Origin of the sequence: Cyclobacterium amurskyense, from assembly GCF_001050135.1 — a bacterium.
Classification (GTDB): Bacteria; Bacteroidota; Bacteroidia; order Cytophagales; family Cyclobacteriaceae; genus Cyclobacterium; species Cyclobacterium amurskyense.
In genome coordinates this window covers 454,980-479,394 of record NZ_CP012040.1, presented here as the reverse complement: position 1 = coordinate 479,394, position 24,415 = coordinate 454,980, and the positions used below count along the sequence as shown (strand labels likewise).

Here is a 24,415-nt window from a genome sequence, read left to right as displayed (position 1 = left end):
ATGAAATTTATTCTGCTTCCATCTTGAACTTACTCGCTTGAAGAATGGTCTCAATTTCTCTTAGTGAAGCTCGATGTGCTTCGTTAGGGTAATAGACAAATCCCTCCATATAGAATATCTTGCCTTTGGCTTCATCAACTACCGTGTAAGATAGAAATGATCCTCCCATTGATAAGTTATTGGTTCTCCATGAACCACGCATCTCTACGGCGTATTGTCCATCCAATTTAATGGGTTTGAATGCAGGCGGTATTTGCTTTTCTGTGATTATATACGATTCAGTATTAGCAGGGTCTCCAAAAATACGTGGCTTGGTTATTTCGTCTCGTAATTTTATGATATTTTCAGGGAAAACTTGAGACTCGTCCTCATAAGTTGTTTGATAAAAGAACAAGCTAATATCTGGTTTGTCAACTCTTGGTGTAGGCTGCCTGAACCATAAAAAGTTGTCTTCCTCTTTAGTAAACTGATAAGAGGCCGGAAGATTAAGTGTTACACCAAACTTCTTTTTTGACATTTCAGAGCCGACTCCATTTTTACGGTTAAAAAGAGCAGTGGCCAATATCTCCTTTTCTTTATTGGCAAAAAGACTTTGAAGTAGGTCTTTGTTCTTTTCTAAATTATCTATTAATTCAGCTTCATTTTCTCCAAATAAATAAACAACTTCTTGTCCTACAGCGAATTCGTTTTGATTTCTCAACATGAATAAAGAAGAGTCAGATTTACTTTTCTCTACGGACTCAGGTGTAAATTGATTTGCGATTGTTCTACTACCAATACTTCTGTCATCAAAAGTTGTGACAAATATTATATTGGAGGCCATCTTAAGGATTCTTGTCATTTTTCTAGGATCCACTTTTCTCATGTAAAACATGGATTCCTCTCTTATAATCCCTTCAATATTGGACTCAAAAACATCCTTTAATGCATCTCCAACTGGGCCAGCATATTTTGCTGAATCAATTACCAAGATGATTTCTCCCAGTGTACCTCTAGCTTTTGGTTTATTGCTATCTGAATCGGATCCGGAATTGCTCTGACATCCAGCAAAAGCAAAAACGGATATTAAGGCTATAATGCAAAATCGTAAACTCATAATTGTTTAGTTTATTTTTGTTCAAGCCTAATTTAGGGATATTTATCGCAACTCAAAAAACAATTAACAAATTAGTTTGAAATTTATCCAATGATTAATTTCTGACCTGGTTTTATTTGATTATTGTTCAAGTTGTTCAATTTTTTAAGCTGATCAATGGTTACTCCTTCTAGCTTTTTTGAGATTAGCCAAAGTGAGTCTCCAGGTTGGACAGTGTACATTTTACCTCCATTGCTGTTGGTGGAGATGGTAGCTGTTGAGGCCAAATTCCTCTCAAAACTGGGTTTGTCCTGATGGATATGAAGTACTTGTCCGACTTTTATGGTGTTGGTATACAGACTATTCCAGGCCTTGAGTTGACTTACCGAAACACCATACCTTTGAGCAATTTTACCCAAGACATCGCCACTTCTAACTCTGTAAGTAGCATAATGCATTGGTTTAGCAGCTTCCTTTTCAGGCAAGGCAGCCAAAAACCTCTGGTTTTCTATTTTTAAAGAATCAATTATCCAGTTCTGGTTTTCTGTGATAAAGGCGTGAGCTGCTTTAGGAACATTAATACTAATTGCTTTACCGAAATCAGGAACCTTACTTTTGATTAAAGAAGGATTTAAATATTCAAGGTCTTCAATGCAAAGCCCGGTATGTTTGGCCAGGTTTTCTAGGGTATATCCTTTCCCTATGTCCATTTTCTCGTAGGCTACTGGATAGGAGGGCTCTTCTAGAATGAGATTGTGTTCTTCAGCATACCGCAATACATACATGATTGCTTGAAACTGCGGGATATAACTCCTTGTTTCACGAGGCAAATACCTGTAAATTTCCCAGAATGTCCTTTTTCCTCCCGAGCGACGAATGGCTTTGTTTACATTACCCGGGCCACAGTTATACGCGGCTAGGGCCAATTCCCAATTGTTGTAGCGTCGATTTAATGCTTTTAGGTAGCGAATAGCTGCTTCGGTGGAAAGCTCAGGGTCTAGTCGGTCATCTACATGACTGTTGTAATACAATTTGTACTCTTTACCTGTGGCTGGCATAAACTGCCAAAGCCCCATGGCACCTACCCTAGACCTGGCTTTTGGGTTAAGGCCAGATTCTATGATTGATAGGTACTTGATATCTTCAGGCATATTGTGTTCTGAAAGATAAGCGTCGAACATAGGGAAGTACATGTCCTGTCTTTCAAGGACCATGCGTGTATAATCCCTATTCCTTACGGTAAAGTAATTAATGAAGGCAAAAATTGTTTCATTCAATTCAAAAGGCATATCCGTATCCATTTCTGCGATACGCTTTTCTACTTCTTCATAGGTGAAATCTGGTATATGTTCGTAGTCATAAAAAGGCATGACTGTTTCCTCCCCATTTGGGTCGATTGAAACAGTCATGCCTTTCTCCTGAGCTATTGCCACATTCCAATTAGGAATGGACAATATCAAAGTTGCTACTAATATATAAAAAGATTTTAACCTCATATTTTAATTATTAAATGTGGCCGATGTCAGGTAGTTGGCAAAAGCATATAATTCCGCTTCTTTAAAAGAATTGGCCATGATTTGTAGTCCTATTGGTAAACCTTTCTCATCTTTTCCATTGGGGATAGAAATAGAAGGTACTCCTGACACTGATGCCTGTACTGTAAACAAATCCTCTAAGTACATGGCCACCGGATCATTTGAATGTTCACCAAATTTGAAGGCTGTACTTGGGGTTGTTGGAAGCACAATATAATCATACTTGGTCAACAAGTCTTCTGTATACTCCTTAATTAACCTTCTTACTTTTTGCGCTTTTGTGAAATAAGCATCATAATAACTGGCACTTAATACAAAGGTACCAAGCATAATCCTACGTTTTACCTCTTCCCCAAATCCTTCGGATCGGGTAAGCTTGTACATGCTTTCAAGATTATGTGCATTGGGTGTTCTATACCCATATTTTACACCATCAAATCTTGATAGGTTTGAACTAGCTTCCGCCGTCGTAAGAATATAGTAAGTAGGGAGCACATAGTCTAAAAGTGGAAAATTTACTTCTTCCACTTCATGACCTTCTTCCTTCAACTTTTCTAGTACGTTAAGCGTATTGGCCTTGATTTCTGGCTGCAATGCTTCAGAGTGAACCGTTTCCTTCAGGTAAGCAATTTTTGCAGGTTTATCGAAATGCAATAATTTGCTGTAAGAAGGTACAGGTTTACGAGAAGAGGTGCTATCAAAGTCATCAGGACCTGCCATGGTTTCTAGTACCAATGCATTGTCTTTGACATTGTTCGAGAAAACACCGATTGTGTCAAATGACGAAGCGTATGCGATTAATCCATACCTTGAAATACGAGAATAGGTAGGTTTAATACCAATTACTCCTGTGAAAGCTGCAGGCTGTCTTACCGATCCTCCTGTGTCTGTTCCTAAAGAAACAGTACAAAGGTTGGCTTGCACGGCTACTGCTGATCCACCGGATGATCCTCCAGGTACTCTACTCTCGTCAATGGCATTCAATACTTTTCCATGCACTGAGTTTTCATTGGAAGATCCCATACCAAATTCATCACAGTTAAGCCTTCCTATTATGATGGCATCCTGATCTATTAGACGCTGAATAGCAGTTCCGGTAAACTGAGATTCAAACCCTTCCAGTATTTTACTGGAGGCGTTTGATTCGTGCTCATTATAGCACAAAACATCTTTTATACCAATTACCATTCCAGCTAGTTTTCCAGCTTTTCCTGAAGCTATTTTTTCGTCAATAGTTTCCGCCTGCTCTAAAGCAGATTGGCTATAAACTTCAACGAAGGCGTTTAATTGCGCCTTCGTTTCAATGTTGCTTAGGTAGTATTTGACAATCGCTTTACAATCCGTTTCCTTTTTTTCTAGCGATTTTCTTATCTCATCGAATGAACGAAATTTTTCCAACTTTTTATTTTTTTGCTTTCTTGTTGTCGTCTTTCAGTCCTTCTTCCAAATCATCCTGAATTTCTTTGGTAGCATCTTTAAATTCTCTGATACCTCTACCTAGTCCTCTAGCCAGTTCAGGAATCCGTTTTGCTCCAAAAAGAAGGATAACTACCAGTACGATGACCACTAATGATCCTCCTCCGATATTTTGTATAAAACCCAATGTATTCATGATTCGATTATTTTGATTTTGAAATTATTACAAATATATGATTGTGCTTTATTAACGCAAAGGAATTAAAGCATGTTGTATTTAATTTTTGTAAATATATTAAAATTTAGCGATTATTTACTAGAAAGCCAAATGCTAGGGTTCATTACTTCCAAGCCTTTCCAAGTTTGAAAATGAAGTTCAGAATACCCATCTTCATCTGAATATACGTGCCCAATGACTGTTGCGGATTGAACCTCTTCACCAGATTTTACATCAATGGTTTTTAACCTACTATACATGGTATAAAAGTCCCCATGTTTGATAATAATCGTACCTCCCATGCCAGGTACTGTGGTGATTTTAGTTACTGTACCAGGGAAAACGGATTTCACTGGAGCATTATTTGTGGTCTGAATATCTATACCATCATTGGTTTCAGAAATCCCTTTCAAGGTAGGGTGGGGGTAAGTACCATACTTTTTAGAGATAAATCCGCTATCAACTGGCCAAGGTATATTGCCCTTATTGCTAGCAAACGATGCAGAGAGTTTTTTGACCTGCGGTGTATTTGGGAGTTTTTTGGTTTTTGGTTGGGCTGATTTTGGCTTTTCCTCAGCCTTTTCTGCGGCTTTTGCAAGCTTGATTTCTTCAGCAATTACATTTTTTATTAATTGATTAAGTTCTGCCTGCTGTTTTTTTGTTGCCGCAATCTCTTTTTTTACTTCCTCTTCCTTTTGGCTAAGGGTATTGACCATTCTTTGTTGCTCCATCTTAAGCTGATCCAAAACCTTTTTCTGTTCTTGTTCTTGCTTTAGGACCTTAATTTGATCCTGTTTTTGCAATTCTAAGGTCCCTTGTTTTTCTGCCAACTCTAAACTTACCTTTTCCATTTGTTCTACCTGTTTCTTTCGGGCATCACTGTATTGTTTTAGGTACTTTAGCCGCATGTAGAATTGCTTGAAGGTGGCCGATGAAAAAATGAAAGTAATAAGGTTTACGCCTTGATTTAGTTTATAAGATGTGTAAATCATCTTAGCGTATTCTTCTTTAAGTAAGTTAAGCTCGTCATTTAATTTTTTTATTTGAGATGATGTTTGGTTGATTTCCTTATTGACAAGTTGGAGTTCTTTATTGATTGTGGCGATAAACTTTTCCCTTTCAACTAGTTTTTGATTTACTGCCCTTAGCTCACTTACAGAAACCTTTTTTTCATCTGTAGTCTTTTTCAACACAGTGTCAAATTCTCTTAGCCTTTTTTGGATGGCAGTTTTCTCTCTCTCTAGCTTTGCTCTGTCTGCGGTGACTTGAGCGTTTAGCTGAGAAAATGTACCTAGTCCAAAGGCTAAAAATAAGATGAGGGAAAGAACCCTGGTTCCGGTAAACTTATTAAAAATTGTATGGGAAATTGAGTGGGTCATCCGTTAGTTCTACTTTGATCATCTCTACGTTTAAGAAAAAATTGGTCTTGGGCTTGTCTGGTAAGCTTAAGACCATTTTTATAATGGCCTGATAAGGGAATGGTTGTTGGGAAACTTCGCGAAAATCCATATAAGAAGCCTCTAGACTACCACTTCTATTTTGTGAGGCTTTACTTTCTAATTGGGTAACTTTACCATGACCGGCGTCGATGGTTGTTTGGTAAGTGATGTTTTCTCGTTCCTGTTTTAATACAAACGTCTTAGCAACCCTGATAAGTCTGTCTCTATAGCTGAATTCATGGGGTAAGTTAGCGAAAAGTAAATTCTGGAAGAGCGAAAAGGACAACGGAACCCCGTATTTCTTTTGAAAATCGGCATAATCCATGTCGATTTTTTGCCCATTTATTCGGTCTCTTATCTTAATTCTATCAGCACTTATAAAACCTCTAAGGGCCTCAATTCCTAAACCTGGAGACATATTAAACCAAATAACACTGTCTTTTTTTGCTCTGATATTCAAAACCCCCTTGGTGATTTTGCCATCTTGTTCTTCCAAGGTAACCCTACCTTTGGCTGAAAGGTAATTGAATTCAAGGTAATTTGGCTGGAATTCTTCCATTGATTTATTGGTCGTATAAGACATGGGTTTCCTTGCACAAGACCAAAGCATCACCATTCCCAAGAAGAAGGTCAATATTTTAGCATTACTCATAATAGGTTTTATTTTTGATTTTAAGTGTCAAAAACTCTGAGGTGTCTTCCAGGTCCTTGGCTTTATTCCAATAGTCCATGGCAATTTTTTTCTCTCCAATCTTGAACATGATGTCGCCGTAATGTTCAAACATTACACCACTTGGATGAGGTTCTTTTTCTAATGCCTTTTCCATAAATGGCCGAGCCTCTTCAAACCGGTTCATCTGAAATAAAACCCAAGCATGGGTGTCCAGATAGGTGGCGTTGTCTGGAAACCTCTTAACCAATTTTTGAGACATTTTTAACGCTTTTTCAAGATCCTTCTTCTCTAGAGAAAGAAAGTAGGCATAATTATTCAATATATGTTCATTATTGGCATTTTGAGCCAAAACTTCTTCATAAATTTCAAAGGCTCTTTCCTTTTCTCCCAAGCCAAATAGTACATCACCTAATTGGGAATTGGCCATTAAGGTCAATTGAGAATTCAATTCATTGTTCAACTTTAGCGCCTCTTCCAATGATTTTTTGGCACCTTCATTGTCCTTATTCCCAGACTGGGCGGTTCCCAAATAAAACCAAAACTCTGAAGTCTCGGGAAAGTTCTCCGTGGCCAATGTCGCTATTTCAATAATATCATCAAAAGGTTTTTGATTTTCAAACATCAATGGTATCAATTGCTGAAATAGCTTTTGGTTTGAAGGAGTGATTTTAACTGAATTTGTATAATATTCTATGGCTTCTTCTAATGCCTTTTCCTGTAATTTCCAGTCTCCTAAGGCGATTAGAATATTGGGGTTGTTTAGGTGAATGGCCTCCATAGGTTTGGAAAGGCTGTCCAATAACTGGTCTCTAGCAGTGCTTTTGCTTTGTGTCAAAATAGTAGAGAATTCTTCTGCCTTTACATCACCTTCTAAATCCGGATTTGCAAAAGCTTCTTTTAGGTATTTGTTTGCCTTGTCAAATTCACTTTTGCCCTTGTAAAGTTTGTAGGCAGCCATTTTTATATCAGGCTGATTTGGGTAGTCTTCTAAGTTAGAAAGTACCAAATCCAATGCCTGTGAGGCTTTGTTGTTATTAAATAAAATATCTACTAAAGAGAGTACATACCTTGAATTACCAGGATGGGCTTCAATAAGGTTTTCCCCTTCTTTTATAGCCATTTCTAAGTTGTTTTTCTTTAAATAAATGCGTTGTTTCTGAGCGGTAAGTTGCTCTACCACACCGAAATATTCCTCGGCTTTATTTAATGCTTCCAAGGCTTTGTCTAAATCCTGAAGTTTTAGATACAAGGAAGCCAAGTCTAGAATGTATTGCCTGTTATTTCCCTCTTTAGCCATCAGATTTTCAAGAACACCTGCAGCCTCCCTTGTTTTGTCTTGGTTGTTGTATATTTCAGCTATTTGTAGATGGTAATATTTATTGTCCGGATCCAATTCCAAGGCCCTTTGTCCATAAGCCAAAGCTTTTTCAAATTGCTTGGCACGAACCATCATTTGGGATAGCTTAAAATGTATGGCACTTTCTTCCTCGTTGTATTCTAAGGCTTTAATAAAATAAAAGTAGGCTTTCTCATAATCGTCTAGCATGAGGTTTTTCTGTCCCTCTATAAACAATCTGCTGGCCAGCATTTCTTTTTCTTTGGCCTTCCGCTCTTTTCTGCTAAGCTTTTTTTGAGCATAAGCATCCTCTTGGGAAATTCCCATTAGGAGTATTAATGTGAAAAACCAGACAAAAAAATTCAAATTCAATTTATCCATGTTTAAGCATGCTATAGGTTTAAGCTTATTCAATAACCTAAACCTTCATTTTAACTACAATGTGATTTTTAATTCTGTTAGTTCCAGACCATTGTGAACTATTATCAAGGTCGACAATTTACAGATTACTTTAAATTATACAATTAACCCTAACATTTGGTTCATCTGCCGGCAAACACCAAAAAAAGAAAACGATTTAATACATGGGTTTATTTCCCTGTGCTTCCGTAACCACCAGTTCCTCTTTCGGTGTCTGAAAGGGATTCCTGAGGACTCCATTCGATTTGTTCATACCTAGCGATGACCATTTGTGCAATCCTTTCTCCATCCTGAACGGTGAACTCACTGTCAGAATTATTCACAAGTAAAACTTTTATTTCACCTCTGTAATCCGCATCAATTGTTCCTGGACTATTAAGAACAGTAATTCCATGCTTGTAAGCCAGACCACTTCTAGGTCTTATTTGTGCTTCAAAACCTTCAGGTAATGCAATGTACAAGCCGGTTCCTATTAATTTTCTCTCTAGTGGTTTTAAAATGATAGGTTCAGAAATGTTGGCCGTAAGATCCAGTCCTGCTGACAGTTTGGTTTGGTAAGCAGGTAAAGGGTGTTTTGATTTATTAATTACGTTAATATTCATGCTACTTCTTGGAGAGAGATTTTAATAACGAATATAGTTCCTTTTTTTCCATCAAGAAAATTAGGCCACCATACAATAAAATGATAGATGTGTGAAGGATAAAATTAATCGCTAATGAACCTGTGTCTAAAAGGAAGCCTCCGTAACTTAAAAGGAATGCTATGATAAGATAGCCAATGTCTTTTTTAGTCTGGTAGGGGATGGGGTAATACTTCTGTCCTATAAAATAACATAGCAACACCATGACCAAATAACTACCTAAGGTACTCAACGCTCCACCTATAAAACCCCAGATAGGGACCAATGTGAGGATAATCACTACTGTTATGAATGCTCCAACCAAGGTGATATAAAAGCTGTAACGCGTTTGGTCAGTGATTTTAAACCAAATGCTAAGGTTGTAATAAACCCCTAATAGTAAATAGCCCATTAGTAGGATAGGTACCATAGGTAGGGCTGCTGTATACCCATCTGCCTGGAAGAACAAGGCGCCAATTAACTTTAAATTTACAGCTACTACCACCATTAAGAAAGTGCAAAAGATAATGAACCAATGCATGACCCTTGCAAATAATAATGGGCTGTTTTTGTTCTCAGATTGTTGAAAAAAGAAGGGTTCAGCGGCATATTTGAAAGCTTGAATGATTAAGCTCATTAATATAGCCAACCTAAAAGTGGCGCCAAATACTCCTCCGGCCTCTCTGGAAGTTAATTCAGGGTAAAATCCATCAGGAAGAGCATATTCAAATAACCCTCTTGAAAACACATCATTGGTAACCCCTGCAAGTCCCATAAATAACAAAGGAAGTGCGTATTTCCACATGGGGAGAAGGATGGTTCGCTTTAGCTGGAATTCCCATTGGCCTGCTAGTTTCCATAAAAATGGTAAAATAAGTAGGTTTGCCAATAGGTTTGCTAGTAAGATATAGTCTACGCCCCAGTCTGGATTGTACCATTGAGAAACAAATGGATACAGTATCTGAAGAATATCTCCTTCAACGATATGATAAGCTACAACGATAAATAGCACATTGAAACCTACATTCAGGAAAATGTTTAACAATTTGAGTAATGCAAAAGTCAGAGACCTGCCATCTAGCCTCAAGCGTGCAAATGGCAGAGCCATCAAGGCGTCAATTGTCAATATCATTGCCGCCCATTGAAACAAATGAGATTTTCCTTGATAATCAAATAGCAAGCTTAGGTTTTCTGCAAAAAGAAACAAAATGATTCCTAATGATAAACCTACCACGGCTACCAAAGATTGGGCATTTTGAAAGACAACCTTTGGATCCAAACCCTTGCCTGTAGAAAATCTAAAGTAAGAGGTTTCCATGCCGAATGTGAAAATGACATTCAGAAAAGCAATCATTGCATAAAGCATAGTGAAAGACCCTAGCTCTTCTTTTGGAAGATATCCCGTGTACAGGGGGACAAGCAAAAAATTGATTGATTTGCCGAGGATACTGCTGATGCCATATATGGCAGATTGCCCAGCTAATTTTTTTATCAGGCCCATAAAAAAGGGGACTACTCCCCTTTGAAATTAGGTTTCCTTTTTTCTAGAAAGGCTTTGGTTCCTTCTCTATAATCTTCGGATTTGACGCAACGCGCAAAACTATTGGCTTCGATTTGATACCCATTTTCGTCACTTGCAAAAACAGCATTGACACAGTCTACTATCATACCTATAGACAATGGTGCTTTGCTCATTATCTTTCTTAAAATCTCTTCTGCTTTAGCCATTGCATCCTCTTTGGAAGCTTCTACATGATTGAGTAGCCCAAGGGATTTAGCATCATTGACATCAAGCATGTCTCCAGTCATCAGAATTTCTGTGGCTTTTGTACGGCCTATAAGGTTGGTAAGCCGCTGTGTTCCTCCGTAGCCAGGGATTATCCCCAAATTTACTTCTGGTTGTCCAAATTTAGCATTTGAAGTAGCGATTCTCATGTGGCAGGCAATGGCCAATTCACATCCGCCCCCCAAAGCATAGCCATTTACTACTGCGATTACAGGTTTATGACAAGATTCAATGTTATCAAAAACTTCCTGACCAAATTCAGCAAACTTTCTAGCATTGAGTTCGTTAAGCTCTGAAATTTCATTGATGTCAGCACCAGCGACAAAGGCCTTTTCACCCGCACCTGTGATGATTACACCTCTTATCGATTTGTTATCATTCACTTCGTTGAAAATGTTTTTCAACTCTTCCAATGTGCTGAAGTTTAAGGCATTGAGCTTGGACTCTCTGCTGATGGTAAGATAAAGTATTCCGTCTTTAGTCTCTGAAAGAATATTTTTTTGTTCAGCCATTCCAATTCTTCAATGTTAAGGCCCAAATATACGAGGTGCCTAATCAATCACAAAAGATTCGGCTAAAAATCACAAATCAACTGAAAGTGATAATTCATTAAATAGCTATAAAATTGCATTTTAAACCACGGAAAAAGGTATTTAAGAATCATTATTGCTTTCTAATTAATTTGAAGCTTTAAAGTCTAGGAATTGATACTGATTGAAGTAGGCCTCATTTATTGTCAAAACGGCTATTATTTCTCTGGTTAAATCGATTGTATGTCAATATTTTCTATTTTTGCATAGAAGCTAAAAATTAGGTACAAAAATTTCAATCACTTACCACATGACGGAAAAAAGGAAAATAACAGTAGCATTTGGAGATGGCATTGGTCCAGAAATAATGAATGCAACATTGTCAATCCTGGAGGCAGCCGGGGCTGCTATAGAGCCAGATGTTATTGAAATCGGTGAGCAGGTTTATTTAAAAGGAATAAGTTCGGGGATAGCGCCAAGTGCATGGGATTCTTTAAGAAAAACTAAGGTGTTTCTAAAATCACCAATTACCACCCCTCAAGGAGGTGGCTTTAAGAGTCTGAACGTGACCACAAGAAAGACATTAGGGCTTTATGCTAATGTGCGGCCTTGTAAGGCTTATTCGCCATTTATTCATACTCATTTCCCTAAAACTGATTTGGTTATTATTAGGGAAAATGAAGAGGACCTATATGCAGGTATTGAACACCGTCAAACGGATGAAGTATACCAATGCTTAAAGTTGATCTCCAGACCGGGTAGTGAGAAAATTGTCAGGTATGCTTTTGAGTATGCCCGCATGAACAAGCGGAAAAAGGTCACTTGTATGACCAAAGACAATATCATGAAAATGACTGATGGCATTTTTCATCAGGTGTTTAATGAGGTTGCTAAAGAATACCCTGACATAGAAACAGATCATAAAATTATAGACATAGCTACTGCATTAATTGCTGACAGCCCTGAGATGTTTGATGTGATTGTTACACTAAATCTCTATGGTGATATTATCTCTGATGTGGCAGCTCAGGTAACAGGGTCAGTAGGCCTCGGTGGTTCTGCTAATGTTGGTGAAGATGTGGCCATGTTTGAAGCTATTCATGGTTCTGCTCCTGATATTGCAGGTATGGATATAGCCAATCCTTCTGGTTTGTTAAATGGTGCGATCATGATGCTCGTGCATATAGGACAACCTGAAGTAGCACAAAAAATCAGTAATGCATGGATGGCTACACTTGAGGATGGTATTCATACAGGAGATATTTATCAAGATGGAGTAAGTACCAAAAGAGTGGGTACTAAAGAATTTGCTGAGGCAGTAATTGCAAGGTTAGGTAAGGAACCTAAAAGCATGAAAAAAGCGGTTTTTGCCAAAGCTGAGCGAAGTGAAGCTGAAATAAAAAAAGCCCTTGCGATCAAACCACATAAAGCTGCTGAGAAAGTATTGATAGGTTTGGATGTTTTTATAGACTGGAAAGAAGGAAATAGAAACCCGGACGAAATGGGAGACAAGCTTAGGTCGGTCAATGCCAACGGATTAAAAATGCAACTTATTACCAATAGAGGGGTAAGGGTTTATCCTGATGGAATGAAAGAGACCTTTTGCTCTGATCATTGGAGAGTCAGGTTTTTTGATGCAGATGATAAGCCCATTACCCATGAGCAAATCATAGAGGTATTGAATCAGGTAGGTAACTTAGGCTTTGACTTTATCAAGACAGAGAATTTGTATACTTTCGATGGAGAAAGAGGTTTTTCATTGGCTCAAGGCGAATAAATATATAATGTCATTCAAGCAGGAAATAATGTTCCTGCTTGATTTTTTTTAATGTATGAAAAGGGTCCTGATCATTACTTATTACTGGCCGCCAAGTGCCGGGTCAGGCGTTCAACGCTGGCTGAAATTTTCCAAATACCTACCTGAATTTGGCTGGCAACCCGTAATTTTCACGCCCGAAAATCCTGATTTTGCATTACAAGACCCTTCTCTGGAGAAAGAAGTGGACAAACATACAGAGGTATTGAAGTTTCCTATTTGGGAGCCTTATCAGTTGTTTAGAACACTTAAAAAACAGCAACCAAAGGATACTGCCAGCATTCTTGAGTACAAAGATCCGGGAATGCTCGATCAGTTGGCCGTCTGGCTCAGGGGAAACCTCCTTATTCCTGACCCTAGATTATTTTGGGTGAAACCTTCGGTTAGTTTTTTAGCTAGTATTTGCGAGCAAAATAATTTTGAAGCGATCATCACTACTGGGCCTCCTCACAGTATGCACTTGATAGGTAGAAACCTAAAAAGAAAAACAGGAATTCCATGGCTTGCAGATTTTCGAGATCCATGGTCCAATTGGGAGTTTTTGGACACGCTTAAGCTAAGTCAATTTGCCAGAAAGAAACATCAAAAGCTTGAGTCTAGCGTATTTGAAGAGGCCGATAGCCTGGTAACCATTTCACCTACATTTAAAAATGAAATGCAGGGGATAGGGGCTAAAAATGTAAAGGTAATCCTGAATGGTTTTGATACTGCGGATATACCTGAAACCCTTTCTAAACCAGCCAGTCAATCGTCTGTTTTAGAAATCGTATATTCGGGAGTGATTGATGGAATAAGAGACCCTTTTCCGTTTCTAAGGGCGCTTAAAACGGTTTTTGGAGAGAGCACAGGCAAGGTCAGGCTAACTTTTGTAGGGAGGGTGAATGAGAGCATTAAAACCTTGGTAGCTCAAGACAGTTGGTTCAAAGCCCATATTGCATTGCCGGGTTATGTATCTCATAAAACAGTGTTCTCCTTTTATGAAAAAGCCCAGCTATTGCTTCTGATCCTTACCAATACCAAAAATGCCAAAGGAAATATTCCCGGTAAACTATTTGAATACATGGCAACGGGTCGGGAAATATTGGCTTTGGGAGATCCGAAAGGGGATTCCGCTTCTATTATTAATTCATCGGGGGCAGGTAAAGTTTTCGCTCATCAAGATGAAGAAGGTTTGGTTCAGTTCCTTCGTGGTTTTGCCAAAGGGGAAAATCAAGGATGGACTAAGTCCGACATTCAAAATTACAGCAGAAAAAACATTACACAGCAATTGGCGCTATTACTTGAAGGCATTGCAAAGACGTAGTTGTCGAAGGTTTTCAGTACCATGACATTGAATTCTATGTGAAGTTTTATGCCCAGGCTGGATACTTAGTGTTTACTAAGCATAGACAACAGCTGTTTGATTTTTTGTAAAACCATTGTTTCCGTTTCAGGTGCGGCCTTTAATATGTGTAACAGCAGTAGATAAACAGCGGTAACAATTCCACTTCTAATCAGAATATCAAGGATAACAGCCTCAAAAGTTGGGATCAAGTAATACGAAACTGCCCAGCTCAATATCCCAGCCAAGAGAATTAAAAAGACATTAGGTGTAAAGGAGTTGAAACCTAGCTTTATTTTTATGAAAACAAATTTGACAAAGTTGTAAAAAAACATGGCGATTAAGGAAGCCAAAGCAGCACCTTCAATCCCGTAATGAGGAATCAATACCAAGTTAAATACAATTACTGCTACACTCATGAAAAGAGTAGCGGTGATGTTAAAGGTGTAGAATTTGGAGAAGACGATTATTTCGCCATTAACCGAGAAGATCACATCTGTTAATTTGCCTAAACCGATCAATAATACTACCCATTTGCCTTGCTCATAAATACTTCTGTTTGGCACAAAGTGGTAGAGACTCTCAATATTGATCCAGATCATTAAAAAAATCAACAAACAAATTAACAGCTGGTTGATAGCTATTTTTTTATAGAGTGCATTTATTCCAGTCAATTGATTTTTCGCAAACATCTCGGAGATAACCGGCATGGCTACCTGTGAAATTGCCCGCCTCGGCATTTCTATTACCACAGCTATAGAAAAGCCTATGGTGTAAATTGCATTGGCATCTAAGCCTATCATTGAACTCACCATGATGCTGTCAATCTTCATGATCAGAAGTGCCCCGGCTGTGCCTAGGAGGGTGATCAAGCTGTATTGCAAAAACTCCTTCTTAATGGGGAGGGTAATTCTCTTCCAATTAAAATCAATTTTAAATATTTTCTCCCTTTTCATGTATAACATGATAGAAATCATGGCTAGCATGTACACAGCCCCCATGCCCCAAATCATAAAGTCAAAGGAGTAAAAAGAAAAGTAATATCCTATTACCAACATTGCCATAAAAACTCTTAGAAACACATCCCGAATTAAAGAAGGTATGGCAATCTTTAAAAATGACCTACAAAATGCCTCCAGAAGCGAATTGAATAGAGAGAAGAAGGTAATCAATAGGGCAACAATAAGGAAGTTGTTAACCTCAGGTGCTTTCTCTGCAAATGCGTTAATGATTGGGGTTTTAAAAACAAAAAACAATGAGGCTACCATAAAAAAGCCTACAGTAGCGATGATCAGGCTAAAGCTAAAGAAAGCAAATTCTTTGCCTCTTAACCTTGGGAAGAAGCGGGTAATGCCATGTCCGATACCCAGTTGGGCAAAGGGTACCAAAAGCAAAGCTATGTCCTGAACGGTCTTAAATAAACCGATTTGTGTTGGGCTAAGTACGTAAGGGAACAGCCATAGAAGGTTAACATACCCTACGATTACTCCCACATAGGAAAATATGGTTGTTAATACACTTTGCTTAACACCTGCCATTAAAAGTCGACATTAATACTTTAATATTTTATTCAAAGTTGGAGATTATTTTTCTTAATCAGGTGTTAAAACTGCAATTAGTTTTTCTTTTCTCTGGGCATAATTGAAATTTTCCTTTATCCTTAGTGAGGCGTTTACCCGTAAGGTTTTTAAGTCTTCATTTTCTAATTTAGAGACCAAATCAAATAAGAGTTCAACATTTTTATAAGGTAAAATAAAACCTGTATCACCAATGATTTTAGCGATTTCGCCTACATTACTTCCAATCGGAATGCATCCACACAACATTGCCTCAGCTAGGGCATTGGGGAAACCCTCAGAATAGGAAAGTTGTAAATAAAACTGGCTGCGTTGGTATACTTGTCTAATTTCTTTTTGATCAAGAGGGGGCATTATGATGACATTTGGAAGAAGTGTTTTGAAATCCTTGTCTCCAATAATCGTAAATGAATGGTCTGGGAATGCTTTTGCCATTTCAAGTACCAGATCAATACCCTTAACCATGGCTCGATTTTCTTTTGAAATCCCTGTAGCCACTGTAACAAAGGAGAAAGGTGATTTTGCTCTATGGTCATCGGTCCAAAACTGGTCATCAAAGCCATTATAAACCACCTGTATTTTTGTCTTTAAGTCAGGGATCAAGTGTAGCAAACCCTGATGTTTTGGCGAATCTGTATCATAGGTATATGTTGATTTTACTAAAGAATGGGATACCGGAAGTATGAGTGAACAGTTTTTGAAACTGTATACAGTTGCTTTTTTAAGCCATTTTTTTCTGTAGTTGCCATAATCTATTTTTGGTAAATGCATGGCGTCTGTTCCTCCACATTCAATGATTACTTCTTTGGCAAATAGTTTTCCAAGAAAAACAGGTATAATAGTGTGGTATCCGGCAAAAAAACAAAGGTATTTGCTTGTGAACGGAAGCAACAACATTAGCTGCATTAATTGATACACGAAAAAAAAAGGTAATAAATAGGGATTCGTAGTGAAATTGAGGTGAACAATTCGAAATGTAGGGCTTAGCATTTCTATATCCCTTTGGATAAAAGCGGTAGGAATGGGAGAGATATAGAGGATCATTTATTGTTCAATTGAAGTTCAAAAAGCAGGTAATTTTTGTTTTAATTTGATCAATAACCTTTCCTTTAAAATAGTCCATTTGTCTCTATGGTTGGTGCTTTGTATGGCTTGTTTCTTTTTAAATACGAAATATTGGTAATCTTTCTCCTTGTAAAAAAGGCTATAGGTGTTCATTTTATCAAGGTAAAAATCATTTGCAGACAATTTGCTAACGAGTTCTCCAGTATCTAATGGTTGATCAATTACCTGTAGTTTTTCTGGTTCATTGGCGATCATCCATTCAAGAAATCTAGGGGAAGGAATATGAATAAAGATGAAAGTCTCTGAGTGACTGTGTTTTTTGATGGTCTCAAATAAAGCAAAGTGGTCCTCTACTGGTATGTGCTCTAATACATCAGGGAAAACTACGGCATCAAACAAAGTATCTTTCTTATGAAAGTTTTTCATGTCAGAAACTTCAAATTGGAGGTTGCCCAAACCATTCCAAATTATTTTTGCCTGTGCAATACTTTCAGGGCTAATGTCTACCGCCAGTACCTCTCCTTTAGGTGTGTTTCTAGCAATTAGCTGACTAACGGTTCCAATTCCGCAACCGACCTCCAATACCTTATGGTGTGATTTTAAACCGGCATTTTTCAATTTTGAAATAATGCTAAGGTGTCTTGAGTTAACACCGGTTTTAATTTGCTGATTGGCAAATTGGTCGTAGAATTGGGCAACGTCTTTTGTCATTTTTATACTGTCGGTTCTTGTTTGGTTTTCAAATTTATGAAAACAACAAATATTAAAGAAAGGACTACAAGGTATTGAGCGAATATTGAAATGTACTCCCATTGATAATAAGATGTTGGTTCAAAGCGCATCTCCACCATGTGCTCACCTTCAGGAAGTACAAGTCCTCTTAATAAGTAATTTACACGTAAAATTGGTGTTTCTTGACCGTCAATAAATGCTTTCCAGCCTTTTGGGTAGTAAATTTCAGAAAAAACCACCAAACCTGATTTTTCAACAGAGGCAGTGTAGGCCAAAACATCAGGTGAGTAGCTTTTCAATTTAATGCTTCCTTTTCCAGTATTTATGCTTTGATTTCCGTTGTCTTGTGCATTGTAGGTGGCCGTCACCTTGGTGTTTATTTTTGCCAAAGCCTCGATCTCCTCTTCATTTGTCTTTGTACCTTCAATACTTTCCGGAAACCAAGCAGGACCATTGGCTTCAGGGTTTAGGAAAACAGCATTTTCAGCTCTGCCCGCCATGAGGTATTTGGTATTCAGCATGTTCAAAGCCTGAATGCCTTTATAATCAAAGTTTCCTTCCTGTGCTTTTTGAACAAAGCCATTGATTTCTGAACCAAGTATACGGTCTATCAAATCGTTGTACCGGCTCATTTTGGCTCCATGATAACCGCCTATGCTGTTGAAACGATAACTGGTCCGGGCATCATTAAAAGGGTTTTGAATGTTTAAAACCCTGAAATAGTCTTTATCAGCACTTATTTTATTGTCAGCAGGAGTTGCTGCAAAATGTTGTTCGCTAGGATCATTAGTAAAGCTATCCTTGTCCAAATAACGGCTGTTGACTCCCCAAAGGTCGATTAGAACCATTGCGCCAATCCCTAAAACTGAATAAGTAATCTTTAATTTATTAAACAATACCAAACCTATGAATGCTGCCGAAATAGTAATGAAAATAGCAGACCTTAATGCGTCAGACATTAGCATGCTTTTTCTGTCGGATTTAAGTGCCGTCATTAGCCAGTCAGGGTATCCTGAATTCGGCATTGAAGACTGGTAACCCATCATTGAAGCGAAGACAATGCCTAGCAAAATCAAGCCTAATGTGATAACTGTACCTATAAAGAAAGTCTTTTTTGTTTCCTTTTCTTTAATTTTTCGCATTACGTTCTCAAGGCCGATGGCACCAAATAGAGGGATTACGAAAAGGGTCATGCCCAAGGCCATAGAGACGGCCCTGAATTTATTGTATCCTGGTAAATAGTCGAATAGCGTATAGTTAAACCAAGCAAGATTTTTTCCCCAAGAAAGCAATAGAGTCAATACGGTCATTGCCAAAAAAGTATTTCTATATGAGGCGGGAGCAAAGAGTATACCTAATACAAAAAGGAAAATCATGATCGAGCCACCATACATGGGACCACCAGTGAACGGTTGGTCCCCCCAATAGGTAGGCGCACCTTTAATAAATTGGTTGACCTGTGCATTGTCAATTCCATTGGCACGAAGCGCTTTTTCAGAAGCTGAATTTTTAGGAACGGCTTCTTGAGTAGCACCTCCAAAATAATTGGGAATAAGCAAAGTGAATGTCTCAAGCTTTCCACTTGACCAATTGAAAGCGTACTCCTTGTCTAGACCTGAATCATTTTGATTGAAAGCAGGAAGGTTACGTTCACCCCGAATAGAATAGGCTCCATATTCTAATACAGCACTCAACCTGGCTGAATGCCCAATTACACCAAGCATAGCAGCTAATAGCAACATGCCGGTAGTTTTAGCGAAGGCGGGTAATTGTTGTTTACGATAAGCATGCACCAATTGACCAATGCCATAAACAATTACCAATAAAAGCGTGTAATAAGTGATCTGAAGATGATTGAATTTTAATTGCAATAGTACTGCTAAAGCGGTGATAACCAGGCCAAGTAACTTCTTATTATTAAAGGCCATGTGGACACCTGCAAGAATTAGCGGAATGATACATACAGCCCAAATTTTAGCGTTGTGACCAGCTTCCAGGCTGAGAAAATTAAAGGTATTGAATGAAAAGGCCCATGCTCCTATCAACGCGATGACAGGACGAACCTTAAAACTTAGTAGTAGGATGTACATGGAAACCATTCCAAAAAACAAAGCGCTAATCGGATGGGGTAAACCGAAAGTAAACACCTTAATTAGGAAATTGGTAATGTCTCCTTTAGGATCAAGGTGAATTAGGTAAGCAGGCATTCCGCCAAACATTCGGTTTGTCCATAGGGCTTCTTCCCCAGTGTTTTCTCGGTGTTCTAAAAGCTCCTTGGCAGAGCCCTCCCATTGAAGTATATCTGTCTGGAACATCATTTTCCCATCAAATACAATCGGGGAGAAATAAAGAACTACGATCAGATAAAAGGAAGAAATCGCTAAAAAGTGGGGCAATACGTCTGCTTTAAAATCAAACTTCATGTTCTAATCGTCTGGAATTAAGATATGTTTAAATTTAATACGCAAATTAACAAAAAACGGCGGATTATTGTAAATGGCATGCTGCCCTAAAGGCTGTTAAATCCAATTATTTTCAAAAAGCCAAGCAGGGATTTTTAGAAATTGATACTATTAGCCCTTTTTTGAATTGCTTTTTAGTTTCGTTTTTTTGTTACCGAATAAAACTGATCCCATTGTAAAATTTCATAACCTTTACCATTATTGAAAATGTTATTTGCCATTGCCTGTCCTAATACATCTACCGGTATACCACGGTATTTCCTTAATCCCCCGATCAATAACGGATTTAGGTAGGGCCATACTTTCAAGGTAATGGCTTGTGATAGCCCATATCGGTTTGTGGGTGTTAAAATCATTGATGGTTGAAATATGCTTAACCGATCAAAATTCAAGTCTTTTAAAGCTTCGACCAATTCCCCTTTTGCTCTTAAATAGAAAAATCTTGATTCAGCATGTATTCCTACTGAGGCCAATAACTCAAAATGTTTGACTCCAGCATTTTTACATGCTATTGCAAAATTTAAAACAGCCGTTTTATCAATTTTAATAAATTCTTCTTTACTTATTTTTGAAGGTTCACCTACACCTAAAGTGCAGATAGCACTTCTGTGACCAGGTAAATAGTCCAGGTACGACTTAGGTTCATGAATATTGATTTTGTATTGTTTTACAAAGTCAGCATTTACATTTGGAATGGGATTTCTTCCAAGCAAGGTAAGTTGCTGAATGTTTTTTAGAGAAAGAAGAGAGTTTAAAGCTGCTGTACCAACGGCACCACTAGCACCTAACATTACAATCGATTGTTCATTGGGTTTTGTCGTCATCGCGTATTTTTATACAATTTGATATTATTATGAACATACAACTTTATTGTTATTCATTCAGTTTCCATATGAAATGGTATTATTTACACCAAACCACCTCCTTATGCAGTTAGGGTAATGCATCTCTAATTTTCCTCTAGTATTTTAAACCCGGATTATGTAATAGGATTTCTCCGTCCTGACAATGTCAGGGGTGAAGCCTGTCCCGTGTTTACGGGAAGTGTTGCAATCGCAAGAAAATCAGGCTGTTTGGATATTTTAGAATAGCACCGCTATGGTGAAATTGAAAACAGCAACGAAGTGGTTGATTTTGAAGCGATTTCAGCACGTAATAGATTGTCTATTGCATATTCGGGTTAAAGCTTTGGGTTTTTGTTTAAAGTTGTGCGTTGCTTGGTTCTTTTTCCATTTTAGCCTATTAATTATAGTTTATATTGTAGAGAACGGCCACAGTATTTTACCTGAATGGTTAATATAGATCAAATAGTTGGTCGTTCCAATGCTTTTAATGCAGGTGCTGGAGCCTGAAGTTATACTTTTGACCAAAATTATGCAATACGTGATTTTATTGAAGATAAAGTCATAGCCTTCATGTGAGGATGGGAAAAGCAACCAAGTGATCCATTTTGTCTGGAGTGTTTTAGCTTTAGCCGAAAGGGGATAGTTGGGTAAAGTAAATTAATGGATCTGTGACCAATGTTACGGTATCAGGCTTTGTTGTGCACTACATTTGAGTTTAAATTATTCTTATGTTGAAACGTTATTTCCCAATACTCCAATGGCTTCCGAGCTATAAGAAATCTTATTTATCCGGCGATGTTGGAGCTGGGTTGACCGTAGGCATTATGCTTATTCCTCAAGGGATGGCTTATGCCATGATTGCTGGTCTTCCGCCGGTTTTTGGACTTTATGCGTCCTTGATTCCGCAAATCATTTATGCCATACTGGGTACATCGCGACAATTGGCGGTAGGGCCTGTTGCAATGGATTCTTTACTTGTTGCATCTGGTCTAGGGGCTCTAGCTCTTTCCGGTATAGATGAATATATCGCCATGGCCATATTTTTGGCTTTATTTATGGGGCTTATTCAGCTAGGGTTGGGCTTACTGCGAATGGGTTTTTTGGTCAATTTTTTATCAAAACCTGTAATTAGTGGATTTACCTCTGCTGCCGCAATTATCATTGGTCTAAGTCAGTTAAAGCATCTTTTAGGTACTCCTATTCAAAGTAGCAATCAAATACATTTCCTATTAAAAAATGCATTGGCTACCATTACCGATACCAATATGATTACCCTTGCTATCGGTGTAATCGCTATAATTCTCATTAAGTCGATTAAAAAAATCGATAGTCGTATTCCTGCGGCACTTGTAGTAGTGGTCGTGGGTGTTTTGGGGATTTATTTCTTGGGATTGAATGACCTTGGGGTGAAGATTGTCGGTGAAGTACCAAGTGGGTTACCTACGTTTCAAGTCCCTTCCATCGATTATTCAAGAGTTTCAGAGCTGCTTCCCATTGCGATGACCTTGGCCCTAATCGCTTTTATGGAAGCTATCTCTGTTGCCAAGGCGATTGAGGAAAAGCATCAAGGCTATCAGGTCGATCCCAATCAAGAGCTTATTGCCTTGGGAACGTCGAATATTCTTGGGTCGTTTTTTCAATCCTACCCAACAACTGGTGGTTTTTCAAGAACTGCAGTGAATGATCAAGCAGGTGCTAAAACTGGCGTCGCGCCAATAGTAAGTGCGATGGTGGTTGGGCTAACATTGATGTTCTTAACACCTTTGTTCTATTATTTGCCAAATGCAGTTTTGGCGGCAATTATTATGGTAGCTGTCTTTGGATTGATAGATATTAAATACCCCATCGATCTGCTTAAAAACCGAAGAGATGAATTTTACCTATTGTTAGCTACCTTCCTGATCACTCTTACTGTAGGTATAAAAGAAGGTATACTATTAGGGGTTTTGATTTCTTTGCTGTTGTTAGTTTACAGGACTTCAAGGCCACATATTGCTGTTTTGGGTCGGATACGAAATACCGATTATTTTAAAAATATAGCTCGTTTTCCAGAGGATACAGAAACTTTTAAGGAATTTTTAATAATTCGTTTTGATGCCCAGCTCTATTTTGGTAATAGAGAATATTTTAAAAATGAATTGCAAAATCAGCTTGATAAAAAAGGGCCTGAGGTGAAATATGTTATCCTGAATGCGGAGGCCATTAATTATATAGATAGTAGTGCTGTTCATATGTTACGCCAATTAATTAATGAATTGAAAAACAAAGGAATAAAATTGGTCGTTGCAGGAGCGATTGGCCCTGCTAGAGATATTTTTTATAGCAGTGGGTTGATCAATGAAATTGGAAAGGATAATTTTTTTGTTAAGACAAACGAGGCTTTCGAACATTGTAATCCTTTGAGCAAAAAAACAGAAATAGAAGAAATGATATCCCTTCAATCAAAAAAAGATAAGGCAAAGCTAATGAAACTAAAACACAGCTAAAACCTGATTAATGCCTGGTCTAGTTCTTATTTCTGAGGGAATGAGATAACGGGGTGTTTAATTTAACTTTGTGAGGAAGGTTTATTTAAAAATGTCTATTTCTATATTTACTGAGCCATTTACTGTTGAGGTAATACCCTAAGGAGAGTTCATGGCTGTTATTGATGTAATTGCTTTTGCTGTTTAAGTTAAAGTCATAAGCATAGCCCATTCTTAGGTCATCAGTAATGAAAAAGTCAAATAGTAAAGCAAGAGCGGTTCTATTCCCTGATAATTCAGAAATCATGGTCTTGTTTTTAGAAAGTCCTGATCTAAAAGAAGTGCCAATCCAATAGTTTTCTTTTATCAGAAACATGGCGTTGATGTCATAGCTGGTAGGCCCATTCAGGTCCTCACGAATTAGTACAGATGGTTTGAAGGACAGTTCATTTGATATTGGGAGTAGCACGCCCATTTGGAAGTAAAAGTGATAATTGTGTGTGGCTATCGCAAGTTGTTTCTTTTCCAGTATGTTTTGTCCAACAAGGTTATAGGCACTTAAACCAGTGAAAAACACAGGTGTGTGGAAAAAGATCCCTAGATTTAAATTGGGTGTAATCGCATTGATTCTCCCTTGAGGGATGCCAGGGTCATTGGGATCATCCGGCTGGAATTGACTTGCGTCAAGGCCATAGGAAGTAAATCCTGAGCTAAGGCCCAAAGACAAGAAGCTTTCGTAGGAGATCTGTACAGTGTAGGAATAAGTGAGTAACATAGACTGTATATCACTGGCACCAAATTGGTCTGAATTAATATTCAGACCAAATCCCATGGTTTGTAATGAGTTTGCAATGTCTGCCGAAAGGGAAAAAGTTTTGGGCGCACCCTCAAATCCTCCAAACTGACTTCGGTAAGTGGCTTGGACGAATGGATCAATTTTATATCCTGCGTAGGCTGGGTTTACGTGCATTGCATTGAATATGTATTGGCTGTATTGGGGCAATTGTTGGCCCTGCACGCCTTTAAGGGTGGCAAATATTACCAAAATCAAAAGAATGCTATTTAAGTTGATTGATTTCATTTTG

Annotated in this window: 19 protein-coding genes; 3 read left to right on the top strand and 16 right to left on the bottom strand. The window is 38.1% G+C overall.

From position 1 onward, the window contains the following. Positions 1–7: 7 nt before the first annotated feature. The 10 genes from CA2015_RS01870 to CA2015_RS01825 all read right to left on the bottom strand — a co-directional run bounded on the left by CA2015_RS01870 (position 8) and on the right by CA2015_RS01825 (position 11,029). Entirely contained in the window at positions 8–1,096 is a 1,089-nt protein-coding gene (locus CA2015_RS01870) for a DUF4837 family protein (RefSeq protein WP_048640350.1), read from the bottom strand. Between the two features lie 83 nt (positions 1,097–1,179). Next, positions 1,180–2,571, bottom strand: a complete 1,392-nt coding sequence (locus tag CA2015_RS01865; RefSeq protein WP_048640349.1) for a lytic transglycosylase domain-containing protein — start codon at positions 2,569–2,571, stop codon at positions 1,180–1,182. 3 nt (positions 2,572–2,574) lie between these two features. Then, the gene (gatA, locus tag CA2015_RS01860; RefSeq protein WP_048640348.1) at positions 2,575–4,008 is read right to left on the bottom strand and encodes an Asp-tRNA(Asn)/Glu-tRNA(Gln) amidotransferase subunit GatA; all 1,434 of its coding nucleotides are present in this window, start codon (positions 4,006–4,008) and stop codon (positions 2,575–2,577) included. Positions 4,009–4,012: 4 nt separating this feature from the next. Continuing rightward, the gene (locus CA2015_RS01855; RefSeq protein WP_020888834.1) at positions 4,013–4,222 is read right to left on the bottom strand and encodes a Sec-independent protein translocase subunit TatA/TatB; all 210 of its coding nucleotides are present in this window, start codon (positions 4,220–4,222) and stop codon (positions 4,013–4,015) included. Between the two features lie 113 nt (positions 4,223–4,335). Continuing rightward, positions 4,336–5,622, bottom strand: a complete 1,287-nt coding sequence (locus CA2015_RS01850) for a murein hydrolase activator EnvC family protein (protein WP_048640347.1) — start codon at positions 5,620–5,622, stop codon at positions 4,336–4,338. Continuing rightward, the gene (locus CA2015_RS01845; protein ID WP_048640346.1) at positions 5,591–6,334 is read right to left on the bottom strand and encodes a DUF4292 domain-containing protein; all 744 of its coding nucleotides are present in this window, start codon (positions 6,332–6,334) and stop codon (positions 5,591–5,593) included. The genes CA2015_RS01850 and CA2015_RS01845 overlap by 32 nt, the downstream gene beginning before the upstream one ends. Further along, positions 6,327–8,072, bottom strand: coding sequence for a tetratricopeptide repeat protein (locus tag CA2015_RS01840; protein WP_048640345.1), 1,746 nt, complete (start codon positions 8,070–8,072; stop codon positions 6,327–6,329). The genes CA2015_RS01845 and CA2015_RS01840 overlap by 8 nt, the downstream gene beginning before the upstream one ends. Before the next feature lie 209 nt (positions 8,073–8,281). Then, positions 8,282–8,713, bottom strand: coding sequence for a dUTP diphosphatase (dut, locus tag CA2015_RS01835; RefSeq protein WP_048640344.1), 432 nt, complete (start codon positions 8,711–8,713; stop codon positions 8,282–8,284). 1 nt (position 8,714) lies between these two features. Then, positions 8,715–10,232, bottom strand: coding sequence for a lipopolysaccharide biosynthesis protein (locus CA2015_RS01830; protein ID WP_048640343.1), 1,518 nt, complete (start codon positions 10,230–10,232; stop codon positions 8,715–8,717). A gap of 11 nt (positions 10,233–10,243) precedes the next feature. Continuing rightward, positions 10,244–11,029: an enoyl-CoA hydratase/isomerase family protein gene (locus tag CA2015_RS01825; protein WP_048640342.1), complete on the bottom strand. Its 786-nt coding sequence runs from the start codon at positions 11,027–11,029 to the stop codon at positions 10,244–10,246. A gap of 328 nt (positions 11,030–11,357) precedes the next feature. Here CA2015_RS01825 and CA2015_RS01820 point away from each other — a divergent pair, with 328 nt between their 5' ends. Both CA2015_RS01820 and CA2015_RS01815 read left to right on the top strand, forming a co-directional pair. After that, positions 11,358–12,824, top strand: coding sequence for an NADP-dependent isocitrate dehydrogenase (locus CA2015_RS01820; protein ID WP_048640341.1), 1,467 nt, complete (start codon positions 11,358–11,360; stop codon positions 12,822–12,824). A gap of 55 nt (positions 12,825–12,879) precedes the next feature. Beyond that, entirely contained in the window at positions 12,880–14,166 is a 1,287-nt protein-coding gene (locus CA2015_RS01815) for a glycosyltransferase family 4 protein (protein ID WP_048640340.1), read from the top strand. 65 nt (positions 14,167–14,231) lie between these two features. Here CA2015_RS01815 and CA2015_RS01810 read toward each other — a convergent pair whose 3' ends face one another. From CA2015_RS01810 to CA2015_RS01790, 5 genes are all read right to left on the bottom strand, one after another. Continuing rightward, positions 14,232–15,722, bottom strand: coding sequence for an oligosaccharide flippase family protein (locus tag CA2015_RS01810; RefSeq protein WP_048640339.1), 1,491 nt, complete (start codon positions 15,720–15,722; stop codon positions 14,232–14,234). A gap of 54 nt (positions 15,723–15,776) precedes the next feature. Further along, positions 15,777–16,805 (bottom strand): glycosyltransferase family 4 protein, encoded by a 1,029-nt coding sequence (locus CA2015_RS01805; RefSeq protein ID WP_048640338.1) that lies wholly within the window; start codon positions 16,803–16,805, stop codon positions 15,777–15,779. An 18-nt stretch (positions 16,806–16,823) separates the two neighbouring features. Continuing rightward, positions 16,824–17,537: a class I SAM-dependent methyltransferase gene (locus CA2015_RS01800; RefSeq protein WP_048640337.1), complete on the bottom strand. Its 714-nt coding sequence runs from the start codon at positions 17,535–17,537 to the stop codon at positions 16,824–16,826. Positions 17,538–17,539: 2 nt separating this feature from the next. Continuing rightward, entirely contained in the window at positions 17,540–19,981 is a 2,442-nt protein-coding gene (locus CA2015_RS01795; protein WP_048640336.1) for a YfhO family protein, read from the bottom strand. A 173-nt stretch (positions 19,982–20,154) separates the two neighbouring features. Further along, positions 20,155–20,844: a Rossmann-fold NAD(P)-binding domain-containing protein gene (locus tag CA2015_RS01790; RefSeq protein ID WP_048640335.1), complete on the bottom strand. Its 690-nt coding sequence runs from the start codon at positions 20,842–20,844 to the stop codon at positions 20,155–20,157. A gap of 749 nt (positions 20,845–21,593) precedes the next feature. On the opposite strand from CA2015_RS01790, the gene CA2015_RS01785 reads away from it, so the two are divergent. Beyond that, on the top strand, positions 21,594–23,351 hold the full coding sequence (locus CA2015_RS01785; protein WP_048640334.1) for a SulP family inorganic anion transporter: 1,758 nt from the start codon (positions 21,594–21,596) through the stop codon (positions 23,349–23,351). 85 nt (positions 23,352–23,436) lie between these two features. Here the strand turns inward: CA2015_RS01785 and CA2015_RS01780 are convergent, their stop codons facing one another. Next, a complete protein-coding gene (locus tag CA2015_RS01780; protein ID WP_048640333.1) occupies positions 23,437–24,411 on the bottom strand; it encodes a PorP/SprF family type IX secretion system membrane protein in 975 nt (324 codons plus the stop codon). Between the last annotated feature and the right edge of the window lie 4 nt (positions 24,412–24,415).